Source organism: Streptomyces sp. NPDC049887, assembly GCF_040656535.1.
GTDB lineage: Bacteria > Actinomycetota > Actinomycetes > Streptomycetales > Streptomycetaceae > Streptomyces.
Window position 1 is genome coordinate 127,769 of sequence record NZ_JBFAMM010000009.1, and the last position, 22,622, is coordinate 150,390.

The following is a 22,622-nucleotide window of genomic DNA, read 5'->3' on the forward strand; positions in this document are numbered from 1 at the left end:
CGGACAATGCCGGAAAATGCGGACATTGATCGCACCCAATTCACGCGAAAGGCCTCGCTCATGGGCATTCGGAGCTTGCTGCGAAAGGTGTTTGGACGCGAGCGTACGGAGTCGTCCTCACCGGCCTCCACGACGACCCCCACCGTCCCCGCCTCCGTCCCGCCCCAGGCCGAGGCCCCCAACCCGCAGGACCGTGCGGCGGATCTGGTGGCGGCGGCGTTCGACACTCCCCCGGGCACACGCCCGACGATCCCGCCGGCCCGGACGCCGTCCACGACGGACGCCGCCGCGGCAGGCGAGAAGGCGCCGGACGCGACCGCGGGGACGGAACCGGCCGGTGCGACCGAGCAGGACGAGCCTGCCGGGGACGGTCCCACCGCGACCGCCCCGGCTGCGGTCTCGGTCCCCGCGACCGCCCCGGCTGCGGGGACCGAGGCCGCCCCGGCCGGCGACCCGGGGTCAGCCGCCGCCGAGACGCCCGTGGCGGAAACGCCCGCGGCGGACGCGGAGACGAAGCCGGCCACCGAGGACGCGGACGGCGCGGTGCCCGAGACCGCCCCGGCCGATGCGGCCGTCTCCGCCGGGGCGGCGACGGCCGGGACGACCGTGGACGAGCCCGCTCCCGCCGACGCCAGCACCGGCACGGGGGAGGCCGAGCCCGTTTCCGGTGCGACGACCGCCGGGACCGATCCGGCGGCCGGGGCGGGCACGGACGCCGACGCAGCGGTTGCGAGGCCCGCCGAGGAAGACGCGGCCGAGGCCGCAGCGGACACGATCAGCGACGCCGTGGAGCCGGCCACCGGAGCGGACACCGCGACCGGTACGGCGAAGGCGGAACCCGCCGCCGCGGTCGCCTCCGAGGCGGACACCACCGCGGGCGACACCGCTCCCGCGACGCCCGAGCCCGCCGCCGACGGCGCCGAGACAGCCCCTGCCCCCGACGGGGCCGCGGGCAAGCCCGAACCCGCCGCCGACGCGGACCCGGCCCCCGCGGCTGACGCCGCCGTCGGGGCCGAGGCGAAGTCCGCCGACGCGGCCGGCACCACCACGACCGCCCTCACCAGCGACGACACCGCTGCCGCCAACGGCAAGCCCGCCTTCTCCCTCGCGCGCGTCAAGGCGCGCGCCGCGGCGCTCGTCGGTGCGTACAAGGCGGCCGGGGCGGTGCTCAAGGAGGCGGGGGCCACCGGGGCGCGGGCGAAGGTGTACCTCGTGCTGGACCGGTCCGGGTCGATGCGGCCGTACTACAAGGACGGCAGCGCACAGCAGCTCGGTGAGCAGACCCTCGCGCTCGCCGCCCACCTCGACGAGGACGCGTCCGTCCACGTCGTGTTCTTCTCGACGGACATCGACGGCACCGGCGAGCTGACGCTCGCCGAGCACGAGGGCCGCGTCGACGAACTGCACGCCGGCCTCGGACGCATGGGACGTACCAGCTACCACCGGGCCGTCGAGGAGGTCGTCGCGCACTTCGAGAAGTCCGGTGCCGACGGCCCCGCGCTCGTCGTCTTCCAGACCGACGGCGCGCCCGACGCCAGGCAGCCCGCCAGGCAGGCGCTGGCGGAGGCGGCCGGGAAGCCGCTGTTCTGGCAGTTCGTGGCGTTCGGGGAGTACGACGCCAAGGGCTTCGACTTCCTGCGCAAGCTCGACGCCGACGCCTCCGTGGAGAACGCGGCGTTCTTCCACGCCGGCCCGGACCCCCGCGAGCTCACCGACGAGGAGCTGTACGAGGGTCTGGTGGGCGCGTTCCCGAAGTGGCTGGACCGCCGCGGCTGACCGTCATGTCCCCGCCGGGTCGGCCGGAAGGCCGCACCGGCGGGGACGGGCCCGCGCCCGCAGCACACCCTGACCTGCCCCCACCGAGATGCCCCCACGCCTGCGGGCCCGGGTGGGAGAGAGGGTCGTCCCCGATCTGGGCGGTGCCGACGGCGAGACCCGCTCTCCGCAAGCCGGTGGCGCCGCCGGGACCTCCTCGCCCTCCGCGCCTCCGCGACCGGCACCCGCCTCCCCCCTTCCCGCCGGAACGGTCGTTCCGGTGGGATCTCCACCAGCGGAGCGGCGCCTTCCGCACGGGGCCGCGGGAGGCGCGGTCCGATGGGCGGCCCACCCCCGCCCGGATCGGGTGGACGCGACTTATGCGTGTGAGTCGATCTTCCGGCGGCCGTTAGGATTTCGACCATGGCGGCCACTGGATCCGAGAAGCAGGGGGCGAAGGCGTACTACGTCTCGACCCCCATCTACTACGTCAACGACGCTCCTCACCTGGGCCACGCCTACACGACCGTCGCAGGCGACGTGCTCACGCGCTGGCACCGTCAGCGCGGCGAGAAGGTGTGGTACCTCACCGGCACGGACGAGCACGGTCAGAAGATCATGCGCACCGCGGAGGCGAACGGCGTCACCCCGCAGGAGTGGTGCGACAAGCTCGTGGAGGAGGCGTGGAAGCCCCTCTGGGAGCACCTGGAGATCGCGAACGACGACTTCATCCGCACGACCGAGCGCCGGCACACCGACCGCGTCCAGGAGTTCGTGCAGGACCTGTACGACAAGGGCGAGATCTACAAGGGCGGGTACGAAGGCCCGTACTGCGTGGGCTGTGAGGAGTACAAGCTCCCCGGCGAGCTGCTGGACGGCGAGGGGGAGTACGCCGGCGAGAAGCTGTGCCCCGTGCACAAGAAGCCGGTGGAGATCCTCAAGGAGGAGAACTACTTCTTCAAGCTGAGCGAGTACGGTCCGAAGCTGCTGGAGTTCTACGAGGCCAACCCCGGCTTCATCCAGCCCGAGTCCGCCCGCAACGAGGTCGTGAACTTCGTCAAGCAGGGGCTGCAGGACCTGTCGATCTCCCGGTCGACGTTCGACTGGGGCATCCCGATCCCGTGGGACGAGAAGCACGTCATCTACGTGTGGGTCGACGCCCTGCTGAACTACGCGACGGCGGTCGGCTACAACGAGAACCCGGCGAAGTTCGCGGACACGTTCCCCGCGGACGTCCACCTCGTCGGCAAGGACATCCTCCGCTTCCACGCGATCATCTGGCCCGCGATGCTGATGGCGCAGGGCCTTCCGGTGCCCGGCAGGGTCGCGGCCAACGGCTGGCTGATGGTCGGCGGCGAGAAGATGTCGAAGTCGAACCTGACCGGCATCAAGCCCCAGGACCTGACCTCGCACTTCGGCGTGGACGCGTACCGCTGGTACTTCCTGCGCGCGATCGCGTTCGGCCAGGACGGCTCGTTCTCGTGGGAGGACTTCTCCGCCCGCTACACCAGCGAGCTCGCCAACGACTACGGCAACCTGGCGTCGCGGGTCGCCGCGATGGTGGGCAAGTACTTCGGCGGCTCGCTGCCCGGGGCCACCGCGAACGGCGAGGCCGAGAAGGCGGTCCAGGAGGGCCTGGCGAAGGCCGTGGCCGAGGCCGACCGCAGGATCGGCGAGGAGCTGGACTTCCAGGGCGGCATCCTGGCGGTCTTCGACTTCGTGAAGCAGGTCAACGGCTACATCACGGAGCAGGAGCCCTGGAAGGTCGCCAAGGACGAGTCCGAGGAGGGCCGCGCCCGTCTCGCGACCGTCCTCTACACGGCGGCCGAGTCGCTGCGGGCCGTGGCCGTGCTGCTGAACCCGGTCATGCCGGACACCTCGCGGAAGCTGTGGGACTCCCTGGGCGCGGAGGCGTCGCTGGGCGCCCTGGCCGGCCAGCGGGTCCAGGACGCCGCGGAGTGGGGCCGGCTGCCGGCCGGCTCGACGGTGACGAAGGGCGCGGTGCTCTTCCCGCGTCTCGAGGAGCCCAACAAGTCCTGAACAGCCCGGGAGGGCTCCGGAGCCGACGCGCCGGGTGCGCACCCGCACCCGACCGTCCCGCCGGACCGCCGACCGCGGCGCGTCCGAGCGCATGGCAGGGCCGGGGAGACACGGTTTCCCCGGCCCGTCCGCGTATCGGCCCGTGGCGTGTCCGCGTATCGGCCCCGCGGCCCGTCCGCGTATCGGCCCCGCGGCGTGTCCGCCCGGCAGCGGGCGGACGGGGCGACGGGCGGGCACGCCACCCGGTCGGCGGTCCCGACGTCGGCCCGCGGACCGGTCAGCGCGCCAGTGAGGCGCTGTCGCCCATCACGACCACCGGCCGCTTGTCCGGATCCAGCCGGCGCAGCAGGTCGGCCATGTGGTCCAGCCCGAGCGAGACGCAGCCCTGGGTCGGACCGTCGTGGTCGACGTGGATCCAGACGCCTCCGCCGCGGTCCCAGCCCATCGGCCGACGCTCGTCGAGCGGGGTGAGCCCGGATTCCCGGTTGTAGTTGATCGCGACGACGTAGTCGAAGGAACCCCGCAGGGGCTCGCCCCGGAAGCCGGTGCCGACGGCCACGAACTCCTCGGACTGGTGGTAGGGGAGTTCGGTGCCCGGGTCGGGCAGCCGGCCGCCGGCGTCGGTGAGCCCGAAGACGCCGATCGGCGAGCGGTGGTCCCCGGCCCAGTGCTCGTCGGTCCACCCCTTCAGGGCGTTGCGCGCGGGCCACGGACCGGCGACGGCCTTCCAGCGCCCGTCCTCGTCGCGCTCGTAGAGCGTGGCCGTGGACTCGCTGGAGTTCGTCGACCTCCCGCTCACCAGGAACGCCTGGCCGGTGGCGTCGGGAACGAGTTCGCTGGTCCTGGGCCCGAGCCCGGGGAGCCGGGCGGGCCCCACCCGATCGGCGGCGGGCGGGCCGGCGTGCGGCGCCGCGGGGGAACCGGCCGGTGGGCCGGCGTGCGGCGCTCCGGCGCCCGGCGCCGCGGGGAGTGGGCCGGCGGCGGGGGGCGGCGCCGAGGGCTTCGCGCAGCCCCCGAGCAGCAGTCCGGCGGCCAGCAGTGGCAGCGCTGCTCTGGTCATTACGGTGCTGAGCACTCCGCGATGTCCTCTCGTGATCCTCGCGCGGTGCGATCGGCCGGGCGGTCCGGGCGGTTCACACGGCGCGTGCGGTCCGGGCGGCCCCTGCGGCGTCCCGCGCCTGGCGGCCGGGTCCCGGTGGGCCGTCGACGGCTCCTCGCGTGCATTCCCGCTGCCGTGCCGCCGGTCGTCGGCGCGGCGCCGTGAACGACTCGGAAGGAGCACGAAAACAACGCGGAAGGGCCCGGAACCGGGGGACGCCGTGTGGCTGTGCGTCCTCGATGGTTCCGGGCCCTCGCGCGATCACTGCCGCGCCGGCGCCGGTCCTGCTTCGGGCCCGCGGAACGGGCCCGTCCCTCACCGGGCGGGCGGGTGCGGCACCGGCCTCACTTGGTGGGCTTGTACGGCGTCGGCTTCGCCGGCCCCTTGTAGATGCCGATGTGCAGCTCCTTCAGACGGGCTTCCTCGACCTCCGCGGGGGCGCCCATCAGCAGGTCCTGCGCGTTCTGGTTCAGCGGGAACGCGATGGTCTCGCGGATGTTCGGCTCGTCGGCCAGCAGCATCACGATGCGGTCGACGCCCGGGGCGATGCCGCCGTGCGGCGGGGCACCGTACTGGAAGGCGCGGAGCATTCCGGAGAACTCGCGCTCGACGGTCTCACGGTCGTAGCCCGCGATCTCGAAGGCCTTGAACATGATGTCGGGCTCGTGGTTCCGGATGGCACCGGACGACAGCTCGACGCCGTTGCAGACGATGTCGTACTGCCAGCCGAGGATGTCCAGCGGGTCCTGGGTCTCCAGGGCCTCCAGACCGCCCTGCGGCATGGAGAAGGGGTTGTGCGAGAAGTCGAGCTTCCCGGTCTCCGGGTCCTTCTCGTACATCGGGAAGTCGACGATCCAGCAGAACCGGAAGACGTTCTCCTCGAAGTGGCCGGAGCGACGCGCGGCCTCGACCCGCACCGAGCCCATGATCTTGGAGACCTCGTCGAACTCGCCGGCGCCGAAGAACACCGCATGACCGGGCTTGAGGCCCAGACGCTCGGTGAGGACCTTGACGTTCTCCTCGGTGAGGAACTTGGCGATCGGGCCGGAGAGCGTGCCCTCGTCACCGACGCGCACCCAGGCCAGGCCCTTCGCGCCCTGCTCCACGGCGTACTCGCCGAGCTGGTCGAAGAACTTCCGCGGCTGGTCCTGGAGGGCCGGTACCGGGAGGGCGCGGACGTGCTTGCCGGCGAACGCCTTGAACTCCGAGCCCTCGAAGACGTCGGTGATGTCGACGAGCTCCAGCTGCGCCCGCAGGTCCGGCTTGTCGGAGCCGTACTTGAGCATCGCCTCGCGGAACGGGATCCGCGGGAACGGCGAGGTGACGTGGCGGCCGCCGCCGAACTCCTCGAACAGCTCGGTCATCAGCCTCTCGACCGGCCGGAAGACGTCCTCCTGCTCGACGAAGCTCATCTCGATGTCGAGCTGGTAGAACTCGCCGGGCGAGCGGTCGGCGCGGGCGTCCTCGTCGCGGAAGCAGGGCGCGATCTGGAAGTAACGGTCGAAGCCCGCGATCATCAGCAGCTGCTTGAACTGCTGCGGCGCCTGCGGCAGAGCGTAGAACTTGCCGGGGTTCAGCCGGGACGGCACCAGGAAGTCACGGGCGCCCTCGGGGGAGGTCGCGGTGAGGATCGGGGTGGCCATCTCGTTGAATCCGAGGGCGGTCATCTTGTGCCGGATGGCGGAGATGACCGCGGTGCGCAGCATGATGTTGCGGTGCATGCGCTCGCGGCGCAGGTCCAGGAAGCGGTACTCCAGGCGCCGCTCCTCGTTGACGCCGTCGTCCGTGTTGATCGTGAAGGGCACCTGGGCCGAGGAGCCGAGCACCTCGACGTCGGTGACCTCGATCTCGATCTCACCGGTCGGCAGGTCCGGGTTGACGTTGTCCGTGCCGCGGGCGGAGACCTTGCCGTCGACGCGGACGACGGACTCCTTGGACAGGTGGCTCAGGGCCTCGTTGGCCGGGGTGCCGGGACGGGCGACGAGCTGGACCAGACCGTAGTGGTCGCGCAGATCGATGAAGAGGATGCCGCCCAGGTCTCGGCGATTGTGCAGCCAGCCGCTCAGCCGGACGTCGGTGCCGACGTCAGAGGCGCGGAGCTCGCCGCAGGTGTGGGACCTGTACCGATGCATCGTCGTTCATCCAGTCTTCGCGGTGGGGGATGTGGGCGGACCCACCCAGGTTACCGCCCGGCCCGTGCTCGCCCTCCCGGATTACGGCGCGGTGCCGGGGGCCGCGGCGGCACCACGGACCCACCGCGACCGGCCGGACCCTCCGACCCAGCGGGTGTGGGCCGGAGCAACCTGAATACAGTAGGAAAATGCGCACCGAGGACGTCCTGGCCGCGATTGCGACCGGCCTGTGGCGCTGGGACAACACGGCCGGGACCGTGAGCCTCGACGCGGAGGCCGCCCGGCTGCTCGGGCTGCCCGGCGGGGGCGGCACGTACACCACCTCGGCCGTGCGCTCGCGTCTGCACCCCGTCGACTGGAACGAGGTCAGCGGCATCATCGGACTCGCCGTGGCCGAAGGGACCCTCGCCGAGTCCCGGGTGCGGGTCGTCGACGTGGAGGGACGGGTGCTGCGCACCGTGCGCAGCCGGTCCAGGCCGGTGGTGGAGGGCGACGGCTACCACCTGTTCGGCACCATCCAGGAGGTCCCGGAGCCGCAGCCGGGCACGAGCGCGCACACCCCGGTCACCGGCGACTGGCGACGCTCCCGCGAGGCGTTCCTGCTGGACGCGGGACGGGCGCTGGCCGAGGCCCGGTCCACCGCCGAGGTGCTGCGGGTCGCCGCGTCGCTGTCGATGCCGGGCTTCTCCCCGGACGGGCTCGCCGTCTTCGGCGTCACGGCGGACCGGCTCAAGGTGCTCGGGCAACACGGCTACGACGAGGTCGGGCCGCTCGCCGACATGCCGCTCGACACCGAGTACCCGGCCGCCGAGGTCATCCGCACCGGACGGGCCCTCTACGTGCCGACGCCGGAGGACTACCGGCACCGGTACCCCACGATGTGGCCGCTGATCGAGGTCTACGGCAGGCAGTCGTGGGCCTTTCTGCCGCTGATCGTCGCGGGTCGCACGATGGGCACCTGGATGGCCGCGTTCAGCCATCCCGTCGCCTTCACGCCCGACGAGCGCTCGGTCCTGACCACGGTCGCCCGGATGCTGGCGCAGGCGCTGGCCCGCGCCGGGGTGGCCGAGAGCGAACGGGAGCTGTCGCGGGGGCTGCAGCGCTCGATGATGCCGTCGCTGGGGCCGGGCATCCCGGGCATGTCGGTGGCGGCCCGGTACGTGCCGACCGGCGGCGGACTCCAGGTCGGCGGCGACTGGTACGACCTGATCCCGCTGCCCGGCGGCTCCCGTGCCGAGGGAGCGGGCGGTGGAAGGATCGCCCTGGTCATCGGCGACGTACAGGGCCACGACGTACGGGCGGCCGGGCTGATGGGACAGTTGCGGACCGCCCTGCGCGCATACGCCTCCGAGGGCCACCGCCCCGACGCGGTGCTGGCCCGGGCCTCCCGCTTCCTGGCCGGGCTGCACGACTACACGGAGAGCGAGGCGTACGACGACGGCGACCCCGTGGGCGGCCACACCGCCCCTCGCTTCGCGACCTGCCTCTACCTCGAGTGCGACCCGGCGACCGGCACTATCGAGATCGCCCGGGCGGGGCACCCCGATCCGGCGATCAGGATGGCCGACGGCACGGTGATCATGCGGCCCACGGCCGGCGGTCTGCCGCTGGGTATCGACCCCGACTCCGACTACCCGACGACGCAGATCGTGCTGGAGCCCGGCGAGACGATCATGATCTGCACGGACGGGCTGCTGGAGACCGGCGGTCACGACCTGGACAGCGGATGGGAACGGATCCGGTCCGTGCTGGAGGAGCACCGGGACGAGGCCGGCTCGCTGGAGAAGCTCGCGGACGCGCTGGTGCAGGCCGTGCACGGGCCGGCCTCGCACCACACGACCGGTCCGCTGTCGGACCGCCGCGAGGACGACATCGCGGTCGTGCTGCTGTCCCGGCACGGCAGGCCCGCCCGCCGGGCCCCGCGGCGCACGGTCCTGACCGTACGCCAGGCCGAGCCGGAGCGGATCTCGGTGGCGCGGCGCCAGATGCGGGACCTGCTGTACGACTGGGCCGACGACGAGCAGATCGACTCGGCGGTGCTGATGGTCTCCGAGATGGTCACCAATGTGCTCGTGCACACCGACGGGGACGCGCTGATGGTGGCGGAGGCGGCCGGGGCGCACGGCTGCCGGCGGCTGCGCGTGGAGGTCTCGGACACCAGCGACGAACTGCCGCACAAGCGGCGCCCGGGCGAGCTGGCGTCGTCCGGCCGGGGCCTGGTGCTGATGGAGATGCTGGCCGACATCTGGGGCGTGGACCCGAGGGGTGAGGGCAAGGCGATCTGGTTCGAGCTCTACGAGCCCGGGCCGGGCGAAGGACCCCCGGAGGCGGTGCCGCCGGGGCCCTGCGTGGGCTCGCCGACGGCCTCGTAGCGGCTGCGCAGCTCCCCGACGATCCCGAACGCGGCGGCCGTCAGCGGCACGGCCAGCAGCATCCCCAGGATTCCGGCGATGCCCGCGCCCGCGGTGATCGCCAGCATCACGACGGCCGGATGCATCTGGACGGTACGGCTCTGGATCATCGGCTGCAGCACATGGCCCTCCAGCACCTGTACGGCGAGGACGACGCCGAGCGCCCAGAGCGCGATCACGAAGCCCCGGTCGGCCAGCGCCACGAGCACGGCCATCGATCCGGAGATGAAGGCCCCCAGGTAGGGGATGTAGGCGAAGACGAAGACGAGCGCGCCCAGTCCGACCGCCCCGGGCACCCGCAGGATCAGCAGGCCCACGGTGATGCAGACGGCGTCGATCAGTGCGATGAACGTGGTGCCCCGCATGAAGCCCTCGACCGCCCCGAACGCCCGCCGTCCCATCGCCTCCGCCATGTCGCCGGTCGACCGCGGCACCAGGGAGCGCAGGGTGGACACAGCACGGTCCGAGTCACGGAGGAAGAAGAAGATCAGCAGCAGGGCGAGGACCGCGATGGCGATCATCTCGCCCACGACGCTGATCCCGGAGATCACCCCGGACGCGGCGGTGCCGCCGAACTTGGAGATCAGCTCCTTGGAGTTGGTCGCGAGGTCGTCCAGCGAGGTACCCGCGGCGCCGAAGTGCCTGGCGAGATCCGCCGCGGCCCGCCTGAGGGAGGCGATGATCTGGTCCCCGGACTCGATCAGCGCGTTGACGACGATGTACATCGCCCCGCCGACGACCGCGACGACGGCCGCGCAGGTGATCCCGGCGGCGAGGGAACGCTGCACCTTCATCCTGACCAGGCGCCGGTGCAGCGGGCCGAGCAGCGCGGTGCCCAGCAGCGCGAGCAGCAGGGGCGTGACGGCGGTCTTGAACTCGACGATCAGCCACACGCCGACGGCGGCGACCCCGGCGACGAGCAGCGCGACGGCGCACCAGGCGGCGAGACGCTGCACGGTCCGGGGGAGAAGGGTCTGCGGCGGCGGCACGGCTCCAGCCGATCACGCCCGGAGCGGCCCGTCCCGTCCGTGGGGTCCGGACGGGTGACGGCTCGTCAGGGATGCGGGGCGGCGGCCGCCCCCGGGGGGAGGAACCGCCTCGGGGAGCGAACCGCCCCTCGGGGAAGCAGCCGTCCCGCCCCTCGGAGAGAGGACCGCCCGTCGTCGGGGAGGGAACCGCCTCGGGGGTGTCCGGCGGCACGGGCTGCCCCCGATCAGCCCGTGCCGGCCGGTGCTCCGCGGCGGAGCGCCACGGTCGGCCGGAGTGCCGGGCTCAGCCGGTGCAGCCGGGTACGGCTCCGGGCGGGGCGCAGTTGTCGGGGGTGTTGTCGGTGACCGCGGTCTGGTTGAGGGTGACGGTGCTGCCGGGCTCCTCGTAGATGCCGCCGCCGCTGGTGGCCTCGTTCCTGGTGACCTTGGAGCCGGTCAGGGTCGCGGTGCCGTCGCCGTTGTACAGGCCGCCGCCGAGGGCGCCGGCGGTGTTGTCCCTGATGGAGGTCTTCTCGATGTCGAGGGTGGCGAAGTTCGCGATGCCGCCGCCCCCGCCCACGTCACCGGGAGCCGTGTTCCCGCTGACGCGGCTGTCGCGAAGGGTGAGGTTGCCGCCGTTGAGGATGCCGGCGCCGAGCGGTGAGATGTCGGCGAGTGTGTTGTTGCCGACGTGGGTGGACTGCAGGGTGACGGTGCCGCCGTTGTTGAAGATGCCTGCGCCCAGGATGATGCCGGTGTTGCCGTTGATCTCGCTTCGCCAGAAGGTCGTGACGACGCCTTCGCCGGCGAGGATCGCGATGCCGCCGCCGGTGATCGCGCCGGTGTTCCGGTTCACCTGGCTGCGAATAAACGTTGCGGGGGCGTTTTCGGCGAGGATACCGCCCCCCACCCCGCTACGGGACGTGTTCTGGTTGACGGTGCTGTCGGTGAGGGAGAGGCTGCCTCCCTCGGTGTGGATGCCGCCCCCGTCGTCGCCGGCGTTGCCGTTCACGCTGCTCCGCTTGAGGGACAGCGTGGTCCCGTCGCTGAAAATGCCCCCACCGTGGTCGCTCGCGGTGTTGCCGTCCACATGGCTGGAGGTGGCGGTGACGGTGGCGCCGTTCTCGGCGTGGACCGCGCCACCGTTGTCGGCGGCGTTGTTGCCGGTGAGGGTTGTGCACTTCAGGGTCAGGCTACGGTCGTCGTCGACGAAGACGGCGCCGCCGTCGTCGGTGCTGCTGCCGCCGCGGACGGTCAGACCCGAGCCGCTCCGGCAGTCCGGGTCGTCGCGGTCCCGATCGCGGTCCCGATCGCGGTCGATGCCGCCGAGTACCGAGGCGGCGCTCCAGCCGTCGCCGCGGCCCTTTCCGCGGCCGGTGCCGTCGAGGGTGAGGGCGCCTGCCGGGCCGGTGACCTCGAAGACGCGGAACTGGGGAGCGGTGGCGGCCCGTTCGATGACCGTGTCCTTCCCGCCCTTGAGCGTGACGGGTGTGGTGATCAGCGGCAGGCCGTTGGGGTCGCCGCCGGGACCGGTGTTGTCCACTGCCGTGAGTGTGTAGGTGCACCTGGAAGGCAGCCGGATCGTGCCCCCGCCCGCGGCGTTGGCGGCGACGATGGCCGCCTTCAGGGCCTCGACGTCACAGGCGATGGCGTCGGAGGGCCGGGACGGGTCGGCCTGCGCCGGCAGTGCCGGGACGAAGGCGAGGCCGAGGGCCAGGACGGCGCAGACGCCGCCCGCTCTCGCAACGGATCTCATGGCAGCTCCATAGGCGTGGGGACCAGCACCGTAGGCACCACCCGGACGACTCCACCGCCAACACACCACAGGAGCGAGGCGGCGCCACACCGATGCCACACCGAACCGCGCCACCCGGGCGGCCGGGCCCTCCACGGAGACGGAGCGGGCTGACCTGTGCCGCCGCACGCCCCGCCCGGCCCCGGGGCGGGCGGCGTCGACCGCACGCCCGCCGGGTCGCGAACCCGGGCCCGGGACTCACATCCCGTGGACGGCCGGGATGGTGCCGAGGCGGCCCTTCTGGAAGTCGTCGAACGCCTGCTGCAACTCCTCGCGGGTGTTCATGACGAACGGCCCGTAGTGCGCCATCGGCTCCCGGATGGGTCGGCCGCCGAGCAGCACGATCTCCAGGTCACCGGTGCCGACGGCGTCCTGCTTGTCGTCGGCCCGCACGGTCAGCGCGCCGCCCTCGCCGAACACCGCCGTCTGTCCCTTGTGGACGGGCCGGCGCTCGGTGCCGACGGAGCCGCGTCCGGCGAGCACGTACGCGAGGCCGTTGAAGTCCTCGCGCCACGGCAGGGTGATCTGCGCGCCCGGCCGCAGGGTCGCGTGGATCATCGTGATCGGGGTGTGGGTGATGCCCGGCCCCTGGTGGCCGTCGAGTTCACCGGCGATCACCCGGAGCAGCGCGCCGCCGTCCGGGGAGGTCAGCAGCTGCACCTGGCCGCCGCGGATGTCCTGGTAGCGCGGGTCCATCATCTTGTTCGCCGCCGGGAGGTTCACCCAGAGCTGGAGGCCGTGGAAGAGTCCGCCCGACATGACGAGGTCCTCCGGCGGCGCCTCGATGTGGAGCAGGCCCGAACCCGCGGTCATCCACTGGGTGTCGCCGTTGCGGATCGTCCCGCCACCGCCGTTGCTGTCCTGGTGGACGAAGGTTCCGTCGATCAGGTACGTGACGGTCTCGAAGCCGCGGTGCGGGTGCCAGGGCGTGCCCTTCGGTTCGCCCGGCGCGTACTCCACCTCGCCCATCTGGTCCATCATGATGAACGGGTCGAGGTGCTTGTAGTTGATCCCGGCGAACGCGCGGCGCACCGGGAAACCCTCCCCTTCGTACCCCTGGGGCGCCGTGGTCACGGCCAGCACGGGCCGCTGGACGGCGTCGTCGGCCGCGGTGACGCGCGGCAGGGTGAGCGGGTTCTCGACAGTCACTGCAGGCATGGGGGCCCTCCTTGTGCGTCCAGATTAGTTGAATCCTGAACTTCTCGCCACCCCCAACACGGATCTCTTCGGACGAATTCCCGGAGACCCCGCGAACGGGCCCCCCGCCGTCCGGGGACGGCCCCGCGCACGGACGACCCCGCACACAGACGACCGGCGAGCACCACGGGGGGTGCTCGCCGGTCGCCGGAGAGAGGGAGGGAGGGGCTGCGGGGACTACCCGTACATACGCCGCATCGCGAAGTCGACCATCTGCTCGACGGCCTTCGCGTCGAAGACCATCCGGTGCTCGCCCTCCATGTCGAGGACGAAGCCGTACCCGGTGGGCAGCAGGTCGATCACCTCGGCACCGGTGATCACGAAGTACTTGGACTCCTTGCCCGCGTAGCGGCGCAGCTCCTTGAGCGAGCTGAACATCGGGATCACCGGCTGCTGCGTGTTGTGCAGCGCAAGGAAGCCGGGATTGTCCCCGCGCGGGCAGTACACCTTCGAGGTCGCGAAGACCTGCTGGAAGTCCTCCGCGGAGAGCGACCCCGTCGTGAAGGCCCGAACCGCGTCGGCGAGCGAAGGGGGCGACGGCTCGGGGTACAGCGGCTGCTCACCGTAGCCCGCTCCGGGCATCCCGGCTCCGGGCATGCCCGCGCCCGACATCGGCTGCTGCGGCGGGGGGCCGTAGTGCTGCTGACCGCCGGGGGTCTGGTCGTAGCCGTACATGGGCGCAAGCCTACCGAGGCTCCGCCGGGAGCGGGCCCGGCCGCCGGTCACGCCTCAGCGGGTGAACTCCCCGGACCCGATCGCCCCGACGAACGCCGCATGGGTGCCGTATCGCCGGAACTCCAGCTTCCCGTCAGCGAGTTGCCGACGAAGATGATCACCCATCTCGGGGAGGGGACGCCCGTCACCGTGAGCGTCCAGGACGCCGGCGACGCCCGGACGCGGGTCGCGGTCACCGAACCGTGTCCGCTGCGGCGGCCCGTACCGCGCCCCGCGGGAACCGACGAAGAGTCCGGAGGGGGCCTCGCCCCGCCGGCGGCGACCGGTCTGCGCCGGGGTGTGGACCGGAGCCCGGGCAGCAGGACAGTCTGGTGCGAGCCGCCCGGCCCGGCGGAGCCGCCGGATGCGGGGCGCGTCACAGATGCCGGTGGGGGGTTGCTTCTTATTACCGACGGGTAGCATCATCGTAGCTACTTGCTGGTAGATGTACGAGGAACCCTGCCTCCTCCCCGATCCGTTACGGAGCCGTCGCCATGGGGCACTACAAGTCGAATCTCCGCGACATCGAGTTCAACCTCTTCGAGGTCCTCGGGCGCGACAAGCTGTACGGCACGGGCCCGTTCGCGGAGATGGACGTCGAGACCGCCAAGAGCATCCTCGACGAGATCGCCCGCCTCGCGGAGAACGACCTCGCCGAGTCCTTCGCCGACGCCGACCGCAACCCGCCGGTCTTCGACCCCGAGACCAACACCGCCCCGGTGCCCGCCAGCTTCAAGAAGAGCTACAAGGCCTTCATGGACTCCGAGTACTGGCGCCTCGGCCTCCCCGAGGAGATCGGCGGCACCACCGCGCCGCGCTCCCTCGTCTGGTCCTACGCCGAACTGCTCCTCGGTTCGAACCCCGCGATATGGATGTACTCCTCGGGCCCGGCGTTCGCAGGCATCCTCCACGACGAGGGCAACGAGGCCCAGAAGAAGGTCGCCCGGATCGCGGTCGAGAAGCAGTGGGGCTCCACCATGGTCCTCACCGAGCCCGACGCGGGCTCGGACGTGGGCGCCGGCCGCACCAAGGCGATCAAGCAGGACGACGGCTCCTGGCACATCGAGGGCGTGAAGCGCTTCATCACCTCCGGTGAGCACGACATGGAGGAGAACATCCTCCACTACGTCCTCGCCCGCCCCGAGGGCCACGGCCCCGGCACCAAGGGCCTGTCCCTCTTCCTCGTGCCGAAGTTCCACTTCGACTGGGAGACCGGCGAGCTGGGCGAGCGCAACGGCGTCTACGCCACCAACGTCGAGCACAAGATGGGCCTCAAGGCGTCCAACACGTGCGAGATGACCTTCGGCGACAAGCACCCCGCCAAGGGCTGGCTGATCGGCGACAAGCACGACGGCATCCGCCAGATGTTCATGATCATCGAGTTCGCCCGCATGATGGTCGGCACGAAGGCGATCTCCACGCTGTCGACGGGCTACCTCAACGCGCTGGAGTACGCCAAGGAGCGCGTCCAGGGCCCCGACCTGGCCAACTTCATGGACAAGACCGCGCCCAAGGTCACCATCACCCACCACCCCGACGTGCGCCGCTCGCTCATGACGCAGAAGGCGTACGCGGAGGGCATGCGCTCGCTCGTCCTCTACACCGCCGCGGTGCAGGACGAGATCGCGTTCAAGGAGGCCGCGGGCGAGGACGCCAAGTCCCTGCACGGCCTGAACGACCTGCTGCTGCCGATCGTCAAGGGCTACGGCTCCGAGAAGGCGTACGAGCAGCTCGCCCAGTCGCTGCAGATCTTCGGCGGCTCCGGGTACCTGCAGGAGTACCCGATCGAGCAGTACATCCGCGACGCCAAGATCGACACCCTCTACGAGGGCACCACGGCGATCCAGGGCCAGGACTACTTCTTCCGGAAGATCGTCCGCGACCAGGGCGCCTCGCTGAACCTGCTGGCCGAGGAGATCAAGAAGTTCCTCGCGGTCGGCACCGGCGGCGACGAGCTGGCCGGCGCCCGCGACGCCCTCTCCAAGGCCGCCGTGGACCTGGAGGCGATCGTCGGCCGGATGCTCACCGACCTCACCGCCACCGGCGAGGACGTCAAGAACATCTACAAGGTCGGCCTCAACACCACCCGCCTGCTGCTCGCCTCCGGCGATGTCGTCGTCGGCTACCTGCTGCTGCGCGGTGCGGCCGTCGCCGCCGAGAAGCTGGAGACCGCCTCCGCCAAGGACAGGGCCTTCTACCAGGGCAAGATCGCGGCCGCGAAGTTCTTCGCCGCCAACGTCCTGCCGGGTGTCTCGCTCGCCCGCGAGATCGCCGAGGGCGTCGACAACGACCTGATGGAGCTGGACGAGGCGGCCTTCTAGTCCGCGCTCGCACCACACCGCCGCGAAGGCCCGCTCCCGTCCCGGACGGAGCGGGCCTTCCGCCGTACCGCAGCCACCACCCCCGCTACCGCGCCGCGGACGGCCCGTCCCACCGGGCGGACCGGGCCCTCGGGGAACGCTCGTTAAGGTGAACACCATGAGCAGCCGTGCAGCCTCCCCGTCACCCGCCGCCTTCGACCGCGGCCACACCGAGGACATGATGTCCTTCCTGGCGGCGAGCCCCTCGCCCTACCACGCCGTGGCGAACGCCGCCGAGCGGCTGGACAAGGCCGGCTTCCGGCAGGTCGAGGAGACCGACGCCTGGGACGGGACCAGCGGCGGCAAGTACGTGCTCCGGGGCGGCGCGATCATCGCCTGGTACGTGCCGGAGGGCGCACCGGCCCACACCCCCTTCCGCATCGTCGGCGCGCACACCGACTCCCCCAACCTCCGCGTCAAGCCCCAGCCGGACATGGGGGCGCACGGCTGGCGGCAGATCGCCGTGGAGGTCTACGGCGGGCCGCTGCTCAACTCCTGGCTCGACCGCGACCTCGGCCTCGCCGGACGGCTCACGCTGCGGGACGGCACCAGCCGCCTGGTCAGCGTCGACCGGCCGCTGCTGCGCGTGCCCCAGCTCGCCATCCACATGGACCGCTCGATCTACGAGAAGGGGCTGCAGCTCGACAAGCAGAAGCACATGCAGCCCATCTGGGGCCTCGGCGGCACCGTCCGCGAGGGTGACCTGATCTCGTTCCTGGAGGAGGAGAGCGGACTCGCGCCCGGCGAGGTCACCGGCTGGGACCTGATGACCCACGCCCTGGAGGCCCCCGCGTTCCTCGGCCGCCACCGCGAACTCGTCGCCGGTCCGCGGATGGACAACCTCCTCTCCGTGCACGCCGGCACCGCGGCGCTCGCCGCCGTCTCCGGCCGGGACGGCCTGGCGTACATCCCCGTCCTCGCCGCCTTCGACCACGAGGAGAACGGCTCCCAGGCCGACACCGGCGCGGACGGCCCGCTCCTCGGATCGGTGCTGGAGCGCTCGGTGTTCGCCCGCGGCGGCACCTACGAGGACCGCGCCCGGGCCTTCGCCGGCACGGTCTGCCTCTCCTCGGACACCGGCCACGCCGTGCACCCCAACTACGCGGAGCGCCACGACCCCACGCACCACCCCCGCCCCAACCGCGGCCCCATCCTCAAGGTCAACGTCAACCAGCGGTACGCCACGGACGGCAGCGGCCGGGCCGTGTTCGCCGCCGCCTGCGAACGCGCCGGCGTGGAGTGGCAGACGTTCGTCTCCAACAACGCGATGCCGTGCGGCACGACGATCGGCCCGATCACCGCCGCCCGCCACGGGATCCGCACCGTCGACATCGGCGTCGCGATCCTCTCCATGCACAGCGCCCGCGAACTCTGCGGCGCCGACGACCCGTTCCTGCTGGCCAACGCACTGGTGGCCTTCCTCGAAGGCTGACCCTCGCGGCTCTCCGCCGTGTGCCGCGCGGACGTCGTGCCGGCTTTCCCGCGTAGGTGCCGCCCGCCGGGGTACCCGGAGGTCCTACATCGACACGGGAGGCGGAGATCATGGGCCTGGGAGGCTGCATCCTGCTGATCGGCGCGGGGGCGATTCTCACCTTCGCGACCGACTGGAACACCGAGAGCGTCAACCTCGATCTGGTCGGCCTGATCATGATGGCGGTCGGCATCATCGGCGTCGCCACCTTCACCAGCATCGCGCGGCGCCGCCGGGCAATCGTCTCCCCGGTCGCCCCGACCGTGGTGGAGGAACCCCGGCGCAGCGGCTACGAGCGCTGACGCGGTACCGGCCCGCGGCACTCCGCGGACCGGGCGCCGGCCGCACACCGCAGTCGGCGTCCGCCGGGGCCGGCCGGCGGCGTCGCGACGACGCGCGCCGGCCACCGGCACCGCACGGCGGCGTCCGCCGTGCCGCTGACGTCCGCTGACATCCGCGAAGCACCCTGCCGGGCACGGTGCTTCGCATGGTCCTCCTGGGACAGGGACGGCCCTCGTGCGACATCGCGGTCCCTCCCGGAGGAAGCGCGCCGCCCTGCTCGCCGCGGCGGCCGCGGTCGTCGTCGCCCTCGCCGGACTGCTGAATGCGCCAGTACGACGACCGTCCCTCGCGGGCCGACGACGTCGCCCACGAAGGCGGCCACCTGCTCGCCAACCGCATCCGGAGGGCCGACGTCTCCGGGGAGGGGACGTCTCCGGGGAGCGGACGAGGGAACTCCTCCACGGAGGCTGCCCCCGGCTGCTCCGGGCGGGTGCCGGAGGCGCCGGGACACCCACAACCCGGTTCCGTGGGCGGCCGGTTGCCTCGACGCCGCCGCGGGACGCGAGCCCGGCGAACAGGGCCTGCTCCACTGACGCCCGCCCGCCGGGCCGCACCCCGGAACCGGCTACGCGTCGTCCATGCCCGCGAGCACCAGCGGCAGCCGGGCCACCCCGTCCGGCGACACCCGGACCGGAACACCCCAGTCCTGCTGGTGCACATGGCACGCCGGATACTCTCCCCCAGTCTCCGACCGGGAGGTGCCCCCAGCCGGATCGTCGCAGGAGGCCGCCATCGCCGACACGTGCAGCACGCCTTCCGTCACCGCCGGATTCAGCTCCAGCTCCCGGAACAGGTCCGTTCCCGCACCCTCGCCCGCGGCCAGCAGCTCCGGCGGGGTCGACGACACCAGCAGCCTGGTCGACGGGCCGTAACGGGTGTCGAGCTTCTGCCCCTCGGGGGCCTGGAAGACCACGTCGAGCCGCAGCCTCCCCGGCGCCACCTCGGTGGCCGCACGCTGCGTGCGGTGTGCCACCGCCTCCACCCGGACTGCCTCCTCGGGCAGCCGCAGCCTCGTCAGCCGGTGCCGCGCCGACTCCACGACGACGATCTCCTCGCCGTCCAGCACCGCGCCGGACGGCTCGCGCAGATCGGTCGCGAGTGTCGTCACCGCGCCGGTCGCCGGATCGTAGCGCCGGAGCGCGTGGTTGTACGTGTCGGACACCGCCACCGAGCCGTCGGGCAGCGCGGTGACGCCCAACGGGTGCTGGAGCAGGGCCTGTCCGGCTTCCCCGTCCCGGTGCCCGAAGTCGAAGAGACCGGTGCCGACCGCGGTGTGCACGACACCGTCGGTGCCGATCCAGCGGAGCGCTGACGTCTCCGAGTCCGCGATCCACAGCCGGTCCCCGGCCGAGGCCAGCCCGGACGGCTGCGCGAACCACGCCTCGGCCGCCGGCCCGTCCACCAGGCCCTCGTTGGTGGTGCCGGCGACCGCCTCGACCGTGCCGGTCTCCGGGTCGTACGTCCACAGCTGATGGACGCCGGCCATCGCGATCCACACCTTGCCCTGCCACCAGGCCACGTCCCACGGGGAGGACAGGTCGACCTCCAGCGCCGGCCCCGACGTCGGCGACCCCTGCCACCACTGCCGCCCCGTCCCCGCGACCCGCTCGATCTCACCGGTCCCGGGGTGAAACGTCCGCAGGGCGTGGTTCACGGTGTCGGCGACGATCACCTTCCCCGACGGCAGCAGCGCGAGACCCTGCGGCTCCCGGAAGTCACCGTCGCCGATCCGGCGTACGACGGTCTCGCCGTCCGGCTCCAGCTCGACCAGCTGGTGGCGGGTCGAATCGGAGACCAGGAGCCGCCCGGACGGCAGCCGCACGGCCTTCCCCGGGAAGCGCAGATCCGTCGCGACCGGCTCCGGCGGCACATACGGCCCGTCCCCGCGCCGCAGCGTCCCCTTCGCCTCGTGCTCGATCTCCAGCTGCTCCACGAGCCGCTCGATGGCGTGCGCGTGGCCCTCACCGGCGTGCTGGGCGACGACGTACCCTTCGGGGTCGATCACCACGAGCGTCGGCCAGGCCCGTACCGCGTACTGCTTCCAGGTCGCGAGCTCGGGGTCGTCGAGGACGGGGTGGTGGACCTCGTACCGCTCGACGGCGTCGGCGACGGCCTGGTGCTCGGCCTCGTGCACGAACTTGGGCGAGTGGACACCGATGATCACCGTGGTGTCGCGGTGCTTCTCCTCGAGCTCGCGCAGCTCGTCCAGGACGTGCAGGCAGTTGATGCAGCAGAACGTCCAGAAATCTACAACAACGCACTTGCCTCGCAGGTCGGCGAGGGTGAGCTCGTTGCCTCCGGTGTTCAGCCAGCCACCCTTGCCGATCAGCTCGGGGGCGCGGACACGGGCACGTCGGCGGGGCGCGGGGGAAGCGGCGTTCATGCGTTCAAGGGTGCCACTTCCGGACTGCGCGCCTCCGGCCGGTCCGGGGCCGGCCCGGCGGGTGCCGACCGTTCCGGAACGCCGGGACGTGGCGGCACGGGAGGGCGGGGACCGCGAAGTGTCAGGCCCTGGGTCCCGCCGGCGGTGCCAGGCCCAGGCGGCGGTCCTTGAGGGCCGGGAACTGGTCGCGGGTCGCGGCGGGCTTCTTCGGGTCGAGGTCGGTCGTGAGGACCTCCTCCCCGCCGCCCGCCTCGGCGAGGACCTCGCCCCAGGGGTCGACGACGATGCTGTGGCCCGCCTGCTCCACGCCCGCGTGGGTACCGGCGGTGCCGCAGGCGAGGACGTACGCCTGGTTCTCGACCGCCCGCGCCCGCGCCAGGAGGGTCCAGTGGGCACGGCGCCGCTCCGGCCAGCCGGCGGGGACGACGAGGACGTCGGCGCCGGCGTCGACCAGACCGCGGAACAGCTCCGGGAAGCGCAGGTCGTAGCAGGTGCCGAGGCCGAGGGTGGTCTCGGGGAGCCGTACCGTCACCAGGTCCTCGCCCGCGGCCATCATCACGGCCTCGCCCTTGTCGAAGCCGAAGCGGTGGATCTTCCGGTAGACGCCCACGAGGCGGCCCTCGGGTGAGAGGACGAGCGAGGTGTTGAAGAGGCGCCCGTCGGGGGCCCGTTCGACGACGGACCCGGCGTGCAGCCACACGCCCGCGTCGGCGGCCGCCTTCGCCATGACCTGGCGCGTGGGGCCGTCCAGAGTCTCGGCCTCCGCCTCGAACGCCTCGTACGCGAAGGCTCCGACGGGCCAGAGCTCGGGGAGGACGACGAGGTCGGATCCACGCTGCTCCCGGACCAGTTCGGCCGCTCGGCTGCGGCGGGAATCCACCGATTCGTCCCGGTCTACTGCGATCTGGATGAGTGAGGCGCGCACACTACCACCGTCCTGGCATTCGAGCCGTCAACACGGGCCTACGATCGTCACACGAAAGCACTGCCGGGGTGCCCAAGGGCAGCGTACTGTTCTCTCCCGGGGGTCACCCCCAGGACCCCCGGCAGCCGCCTGCACCCAGCCCGCGCACGACCGCCGAGGGGTTCCGTGACCGTCCATCCCAGTCTCCAGACCTACGCCGATGCCTGGGCCCACTCCGTCGAAGCCATATCCGAGCTGGTGCACCCGCTCGCCGAGGGCGAGTGGAACCGCGCGACGCCGTGCCCCGGCTGGTCGGTACGCGACATCGTGTCGCATGTGATCGGCATGGAGTGCGAGATGCTCGGCGATCCCCGGCCGATCCACACGCTGCCGCGCGATCTCTACCATGTGCGCAGCGAGTTCGCCCGCTACATGGAGATGCAGGTCGATGTGCGCCGCCACCACACGGCGCCGGAGATGACCGCGGAGCTCGAGTACACGATCATCCGGCGGAACCGGCAGCTGCGGAACGAGAACCGTGCGCCCGACACGATGGTGCGTGCCCCGCTGGGCGCGGAGCAGACGCTGGAACTGGCCTACCGCATGCGGGCGTTCGACATCTGGGTGCACGAACAGGACCTGCGCGCCGCGCTGAACAGGCCGGGCAACCTCGACTCCCCCGGCGCGCACGTCGCCCGTGACAACTTCCTCGCGGTGCTGCCGAGGGTCGTCGCCAAGGACGCCGGCGCCCCGCCGCACACGGCGGTGGTCTTCGACGTGCACGGTCCGGTGGAGTTCCTGCGGACGGTGCGGGTCGGCGCGGACGGACGCGGCACGATCGACGGCGCGCCCTCGCTGGGCCCGGCCGCGACGCTGGCGCTGGACTGGGAGACGTACGTCCGGCTGGCGGCCGGCCGGGTCAGGCCCGCGGCCGTCGCCGACCGGATCAAGATCGACGGGGACGCCGACCTCGCGGGGGCGATCCTGGACTCGTTCGCGGTGACGCCGTAGCGGGTGGCGTTCCCGGGCCGCCGTCGTCGGTGCCTCGCGC

At 72.2% G+C, this 22,622-nt stretch carries 15 protein-coding genes; 7 read left to right on the forward strand and 8 right to left on the reverse strand.

Annotation, left to right across the window (positions count from 1 at the left end; genetic code table 11):
* Positions 1-87 precede the first annotated feature (87 nt).
* Both AB0J10_RS13960 and metG read left to right on the forward strand, forming a co-directional pair.
* Positions 88-1,776, forward strand: a complete 1,689-nt coding sequence (locus AB0J10_RS13960) for a VWA domain-containing protein (protein ID WP_363061184.1) — start codon at positions 88-90, stop codon at positions 1,774-1,776.
* Positions 1,777-2,178: 402 nt separating this feature from the next.
* On the forward strand, positions 2,179-3,795 hold the full coding sequence (gene metG / locus AB0J10_RS13965; RefSeq protein ID WP_363061186.1) for a methionine--tRNA ligase: 1,617 nt from the start codon (positions 2,179-2,181) through the stop codon (positions 3,793-3,795).
* Positions 3,796-4,072: 277 nt separating this feature from the next.
* On the opposite strand, the gene AB0J10_RS13970 is transcribed toward metG, so the two are convergent.
* The gene (locus AB0J10_RS13970) at positions 4,073-4,870 is read right to left on the reverse strand and encodes a L,D-transpeptidase family protein (protein WP_363061188.1); all 798 of its coding nucleotides are present in this window, start codon (positions 4,868-4,870) and stop codon (positions 4,073-4,075) included.
* Positions 4,871-5,238: 368 nt separating this feature from the next.
* Positions 5,239-7,026: an aspartate--tRNA ligase gene (gene aspS / locus AB0J10_RS13975; protein WP_363061190.1), complete on the reverse strand. Its 1,788-nt coding sequence runs from the start codon at positions 7,024-7,026 to the stop codon at positions 5,239-5,241.
* A gap of 188 nt (positions 7,027-7,214) precedes the next feature.
* Between aspS and AB0J10_RS13980 the strand changes: the two genes are divergently transcribed.
* Entirely contained in the window at positions 7,215-9,398 is a 2,184-nt protein-coding gene (locus tag AB0J10_RS13980) for a SpoIIE family protein phosphatase (RefSeq protein ID WP_363061192.1), read from the forward strand.
* Here the strand turns inward: AB0J10_RS13980 and AB0J10_RS13985 are convergent.
* The 4 genes from AB0J10_RS13985 to AB0J10_RS14000 all read right to left on the reverse strand — a co-directional run bounded on the left by AB0J10_RS13985 (position 9,320) and on the right by AB0J10_RS14000 (position 14,072).
* On the reverse strand, positions 9,320-10,426 hold the full coding sequence (locus AB0J10_RS13985) for an AI-2E family transporter (RefSeq protein ID WP_363061194.1): 1,107 nt from the start codon (positions 10,424-10,426) through the stop codon (positions 9,320-9,322). The genes AB0J10_RS13980 and AB0J10_RS13985 overlap by 79 nt on opposite strands.
* A 283-nt stretch (positions 10,427-10,709) precedes the next feature.
* Positions 10,710-12,161 (reverse strand): hypothetical protein, encoded by a 1,452-nt coding sequence (locus AB0J10_RS13990; RefSeq protein ID WP_363061196.1) that lies wholly within the window; start codon positions 12,159-12,161, stop codon positions 10,710-10,712.
* Positions 12,162-12,398: 237 nt separating this feature from the next.
* A complete protein-coding gene (locus AB0J10_RS13995) occupies positions 12,399-13,358 on the reverse strand; it encodes a pirin family protein (protein ID WP_363061198.1) in 960 nt (319 codons plus the stop codon).
* 216 nt (positions 13,359-13,574) lie between these two features.
* On the reverse strand, positions 13,575-14,072 hold the full coding sequence (locus AB0J10_RS14000; protein WP_093653707.1) for an SseB family protein: 498 nt from the start codon (positions 14,070-14,072) through the stop codon (positions 13,575-13,577).
* A 533-nt stretch (positions 14,073-14,605) separates the two neighbouring features.
* Between AB0J10_RS14000 and AB0J10_RS14005 the strand changes: the two genes are divergently transcribed.
* The 3 genes from AB0J10_RS14005 to AB0J10_RS14015 all read left to right on the forward strand — a co-directional run bounded on the left by AB0J10_RS14005 (position 14,606) and on the right by AB0J10_RS14015 (position 18,244).
* Entirely contained in the window at positions 14,606-16,432 is a 1,827-nt protein-coding gene (locus AB0J10_RS14005) for an acyl-CoA dehydrogenase (RefSeq protein WP_363061201.1), read from the forward strand.
* 157 nt (positions 16,433-16,589) lie between these two features.
* Positions 16,590-17,903, forward strand: coding sequence for a M18 family aminopeptidase (locus AB0J10_RS14010; RefSeq protein ID WP_363061203.1), 1,314 nt, complete (start codon positions 16,590-16,592; stop codon positions 17,901-17,903).
* Positions 17,904-18,013: 110 nt separating this feature from the next.
* Positions 18,014-18,244: a DUF6458 family protein gene (locus tag AB0J10_RS14015; protein WP_363061205.1), complete on the forward strand. Its 231-nt coding sequence runs from the start codon at positions 18,014-18,016 to the stop codon at positions 18,242-18,244.
* Between the two features lie 605 nt (positions 18,245-18,849).
* Here the strand turns inward: AB0J10_RS14015 and AB0J10_RS14020 are convergent.
* Together AB0J10_RS14020 and AB0J10_RS14025 are read right to left on the reverse strand one after the other, a co-directional pair.
* On the reverse strand, positions 18,850-20,667 hold the full coding sequence (locus AB0J10_RS14020; protein WP_363061207.1) for an NHL domain-containing thioredoxin family protein: 1,818 nt from the start codon (positions 20,665-20,667) through the stop codon (positions 18,850-18,852).
* Between the two features lie 121 nt (positions 20,668-20,788).
* A complete protein-coding gene (locus AB0J10_RS14025; protein ID WP_363061209.1) occupies positions 20,789-21,592 on the reverse strand; it encodes a carbon-nitrogen family hydrolase in 804 nt (267 codons plus the stop codon).
* 165 nt (positions 21,593-21,757) lie between these two features.
* On the opposite strand from AB0J10_RS14025, the gene AB0J10_RS14030 reads away from it, so the two are divergent.
* Positions 21,758-22,582 (forward strand): maleylpyruvate isomerase family mycothiol-dependent enzyme, encoded by an 825-nt coding sequence (locus tag AB0J10_RS14030; protein ID WP_363061211.1) that lies wholly within the window; start codon positions 21,758-21,760, stop codon positions 22,580-22,582.
* The last annotated feature ends 40 nt before the right edge of the window (positions 22,583-22,622 follow it).

Coding starts and splice junctions, on each gene's coding strand:
- AB0J10_RS14000 (WP_093653707.1), bottom strand. CDS start 14,072: ATGTACGGCTACGACCAGACCCCCGGCGGTCAGCAGCACTACGGCCCC.
- aspS (WP_363061190.1), bottom strand. CDS start 7,026: ATGCATCGGTACAGGTCCCACACCTGCGGCGAGCTCCGCGCCTCTGAC.
- AB0J10_RS13990 (WP_363061196.1), bottom strand. CDS start 12,161: ATGAGATCCGTTGCGAGAGCGGGCGGCGTCTGCGCCGTCCTGGCCCTC.
- AB0J10_RS14005 (WP_363061201.1), top strand. CDS start 14,606: ATGGGGCACTACAAGTCGAATCTCCGCGACATCGAGTTCAACCTCTTC.
- AB0J10_RS13995 (WP_363061198.1), bottom strand. CDS start 13,358: ATGCCTGCAGTGACTGTCGAGAACCCGCTCACCCTGCCGCGCGTCACC.
- AB0J10_RS14010 (WP_363061203.1), top strand. CDS start 16,590: ATGAGCAGCCGTGCAGCCTCCCCGTCACCCGCCGCCTTCGACCGCGGC.
- metG (WP_363061186.1), top strand. CDS start 2,179: ATGGCGGCCACTGGATCCGAGAAGCAGGGGGCGAAGGCGTACTACGTC.
- AB0J10_RS13980 (WP_363061192.1), top strand. CDS start 7,215: ATGCGCACCGAGGACGTCCTGGCCGCGATTGCGACCGGCCTGTGGCGC.
- AB0J10_RS14015 (WP_363061205.1), top strand. CDS start 18,014: ATGGGCCTGGGAGGCTGCATCCTGCTGATCGGCGCGGGGGCGATTCTC.
- AB0J10_RS14020 (WP_363061207.1), bottom strand. CDS start 20,667: ATGAACGCCGCTTCCCCCGCGCCCCGCCGACGTGCCCGTGTCCGCGCC.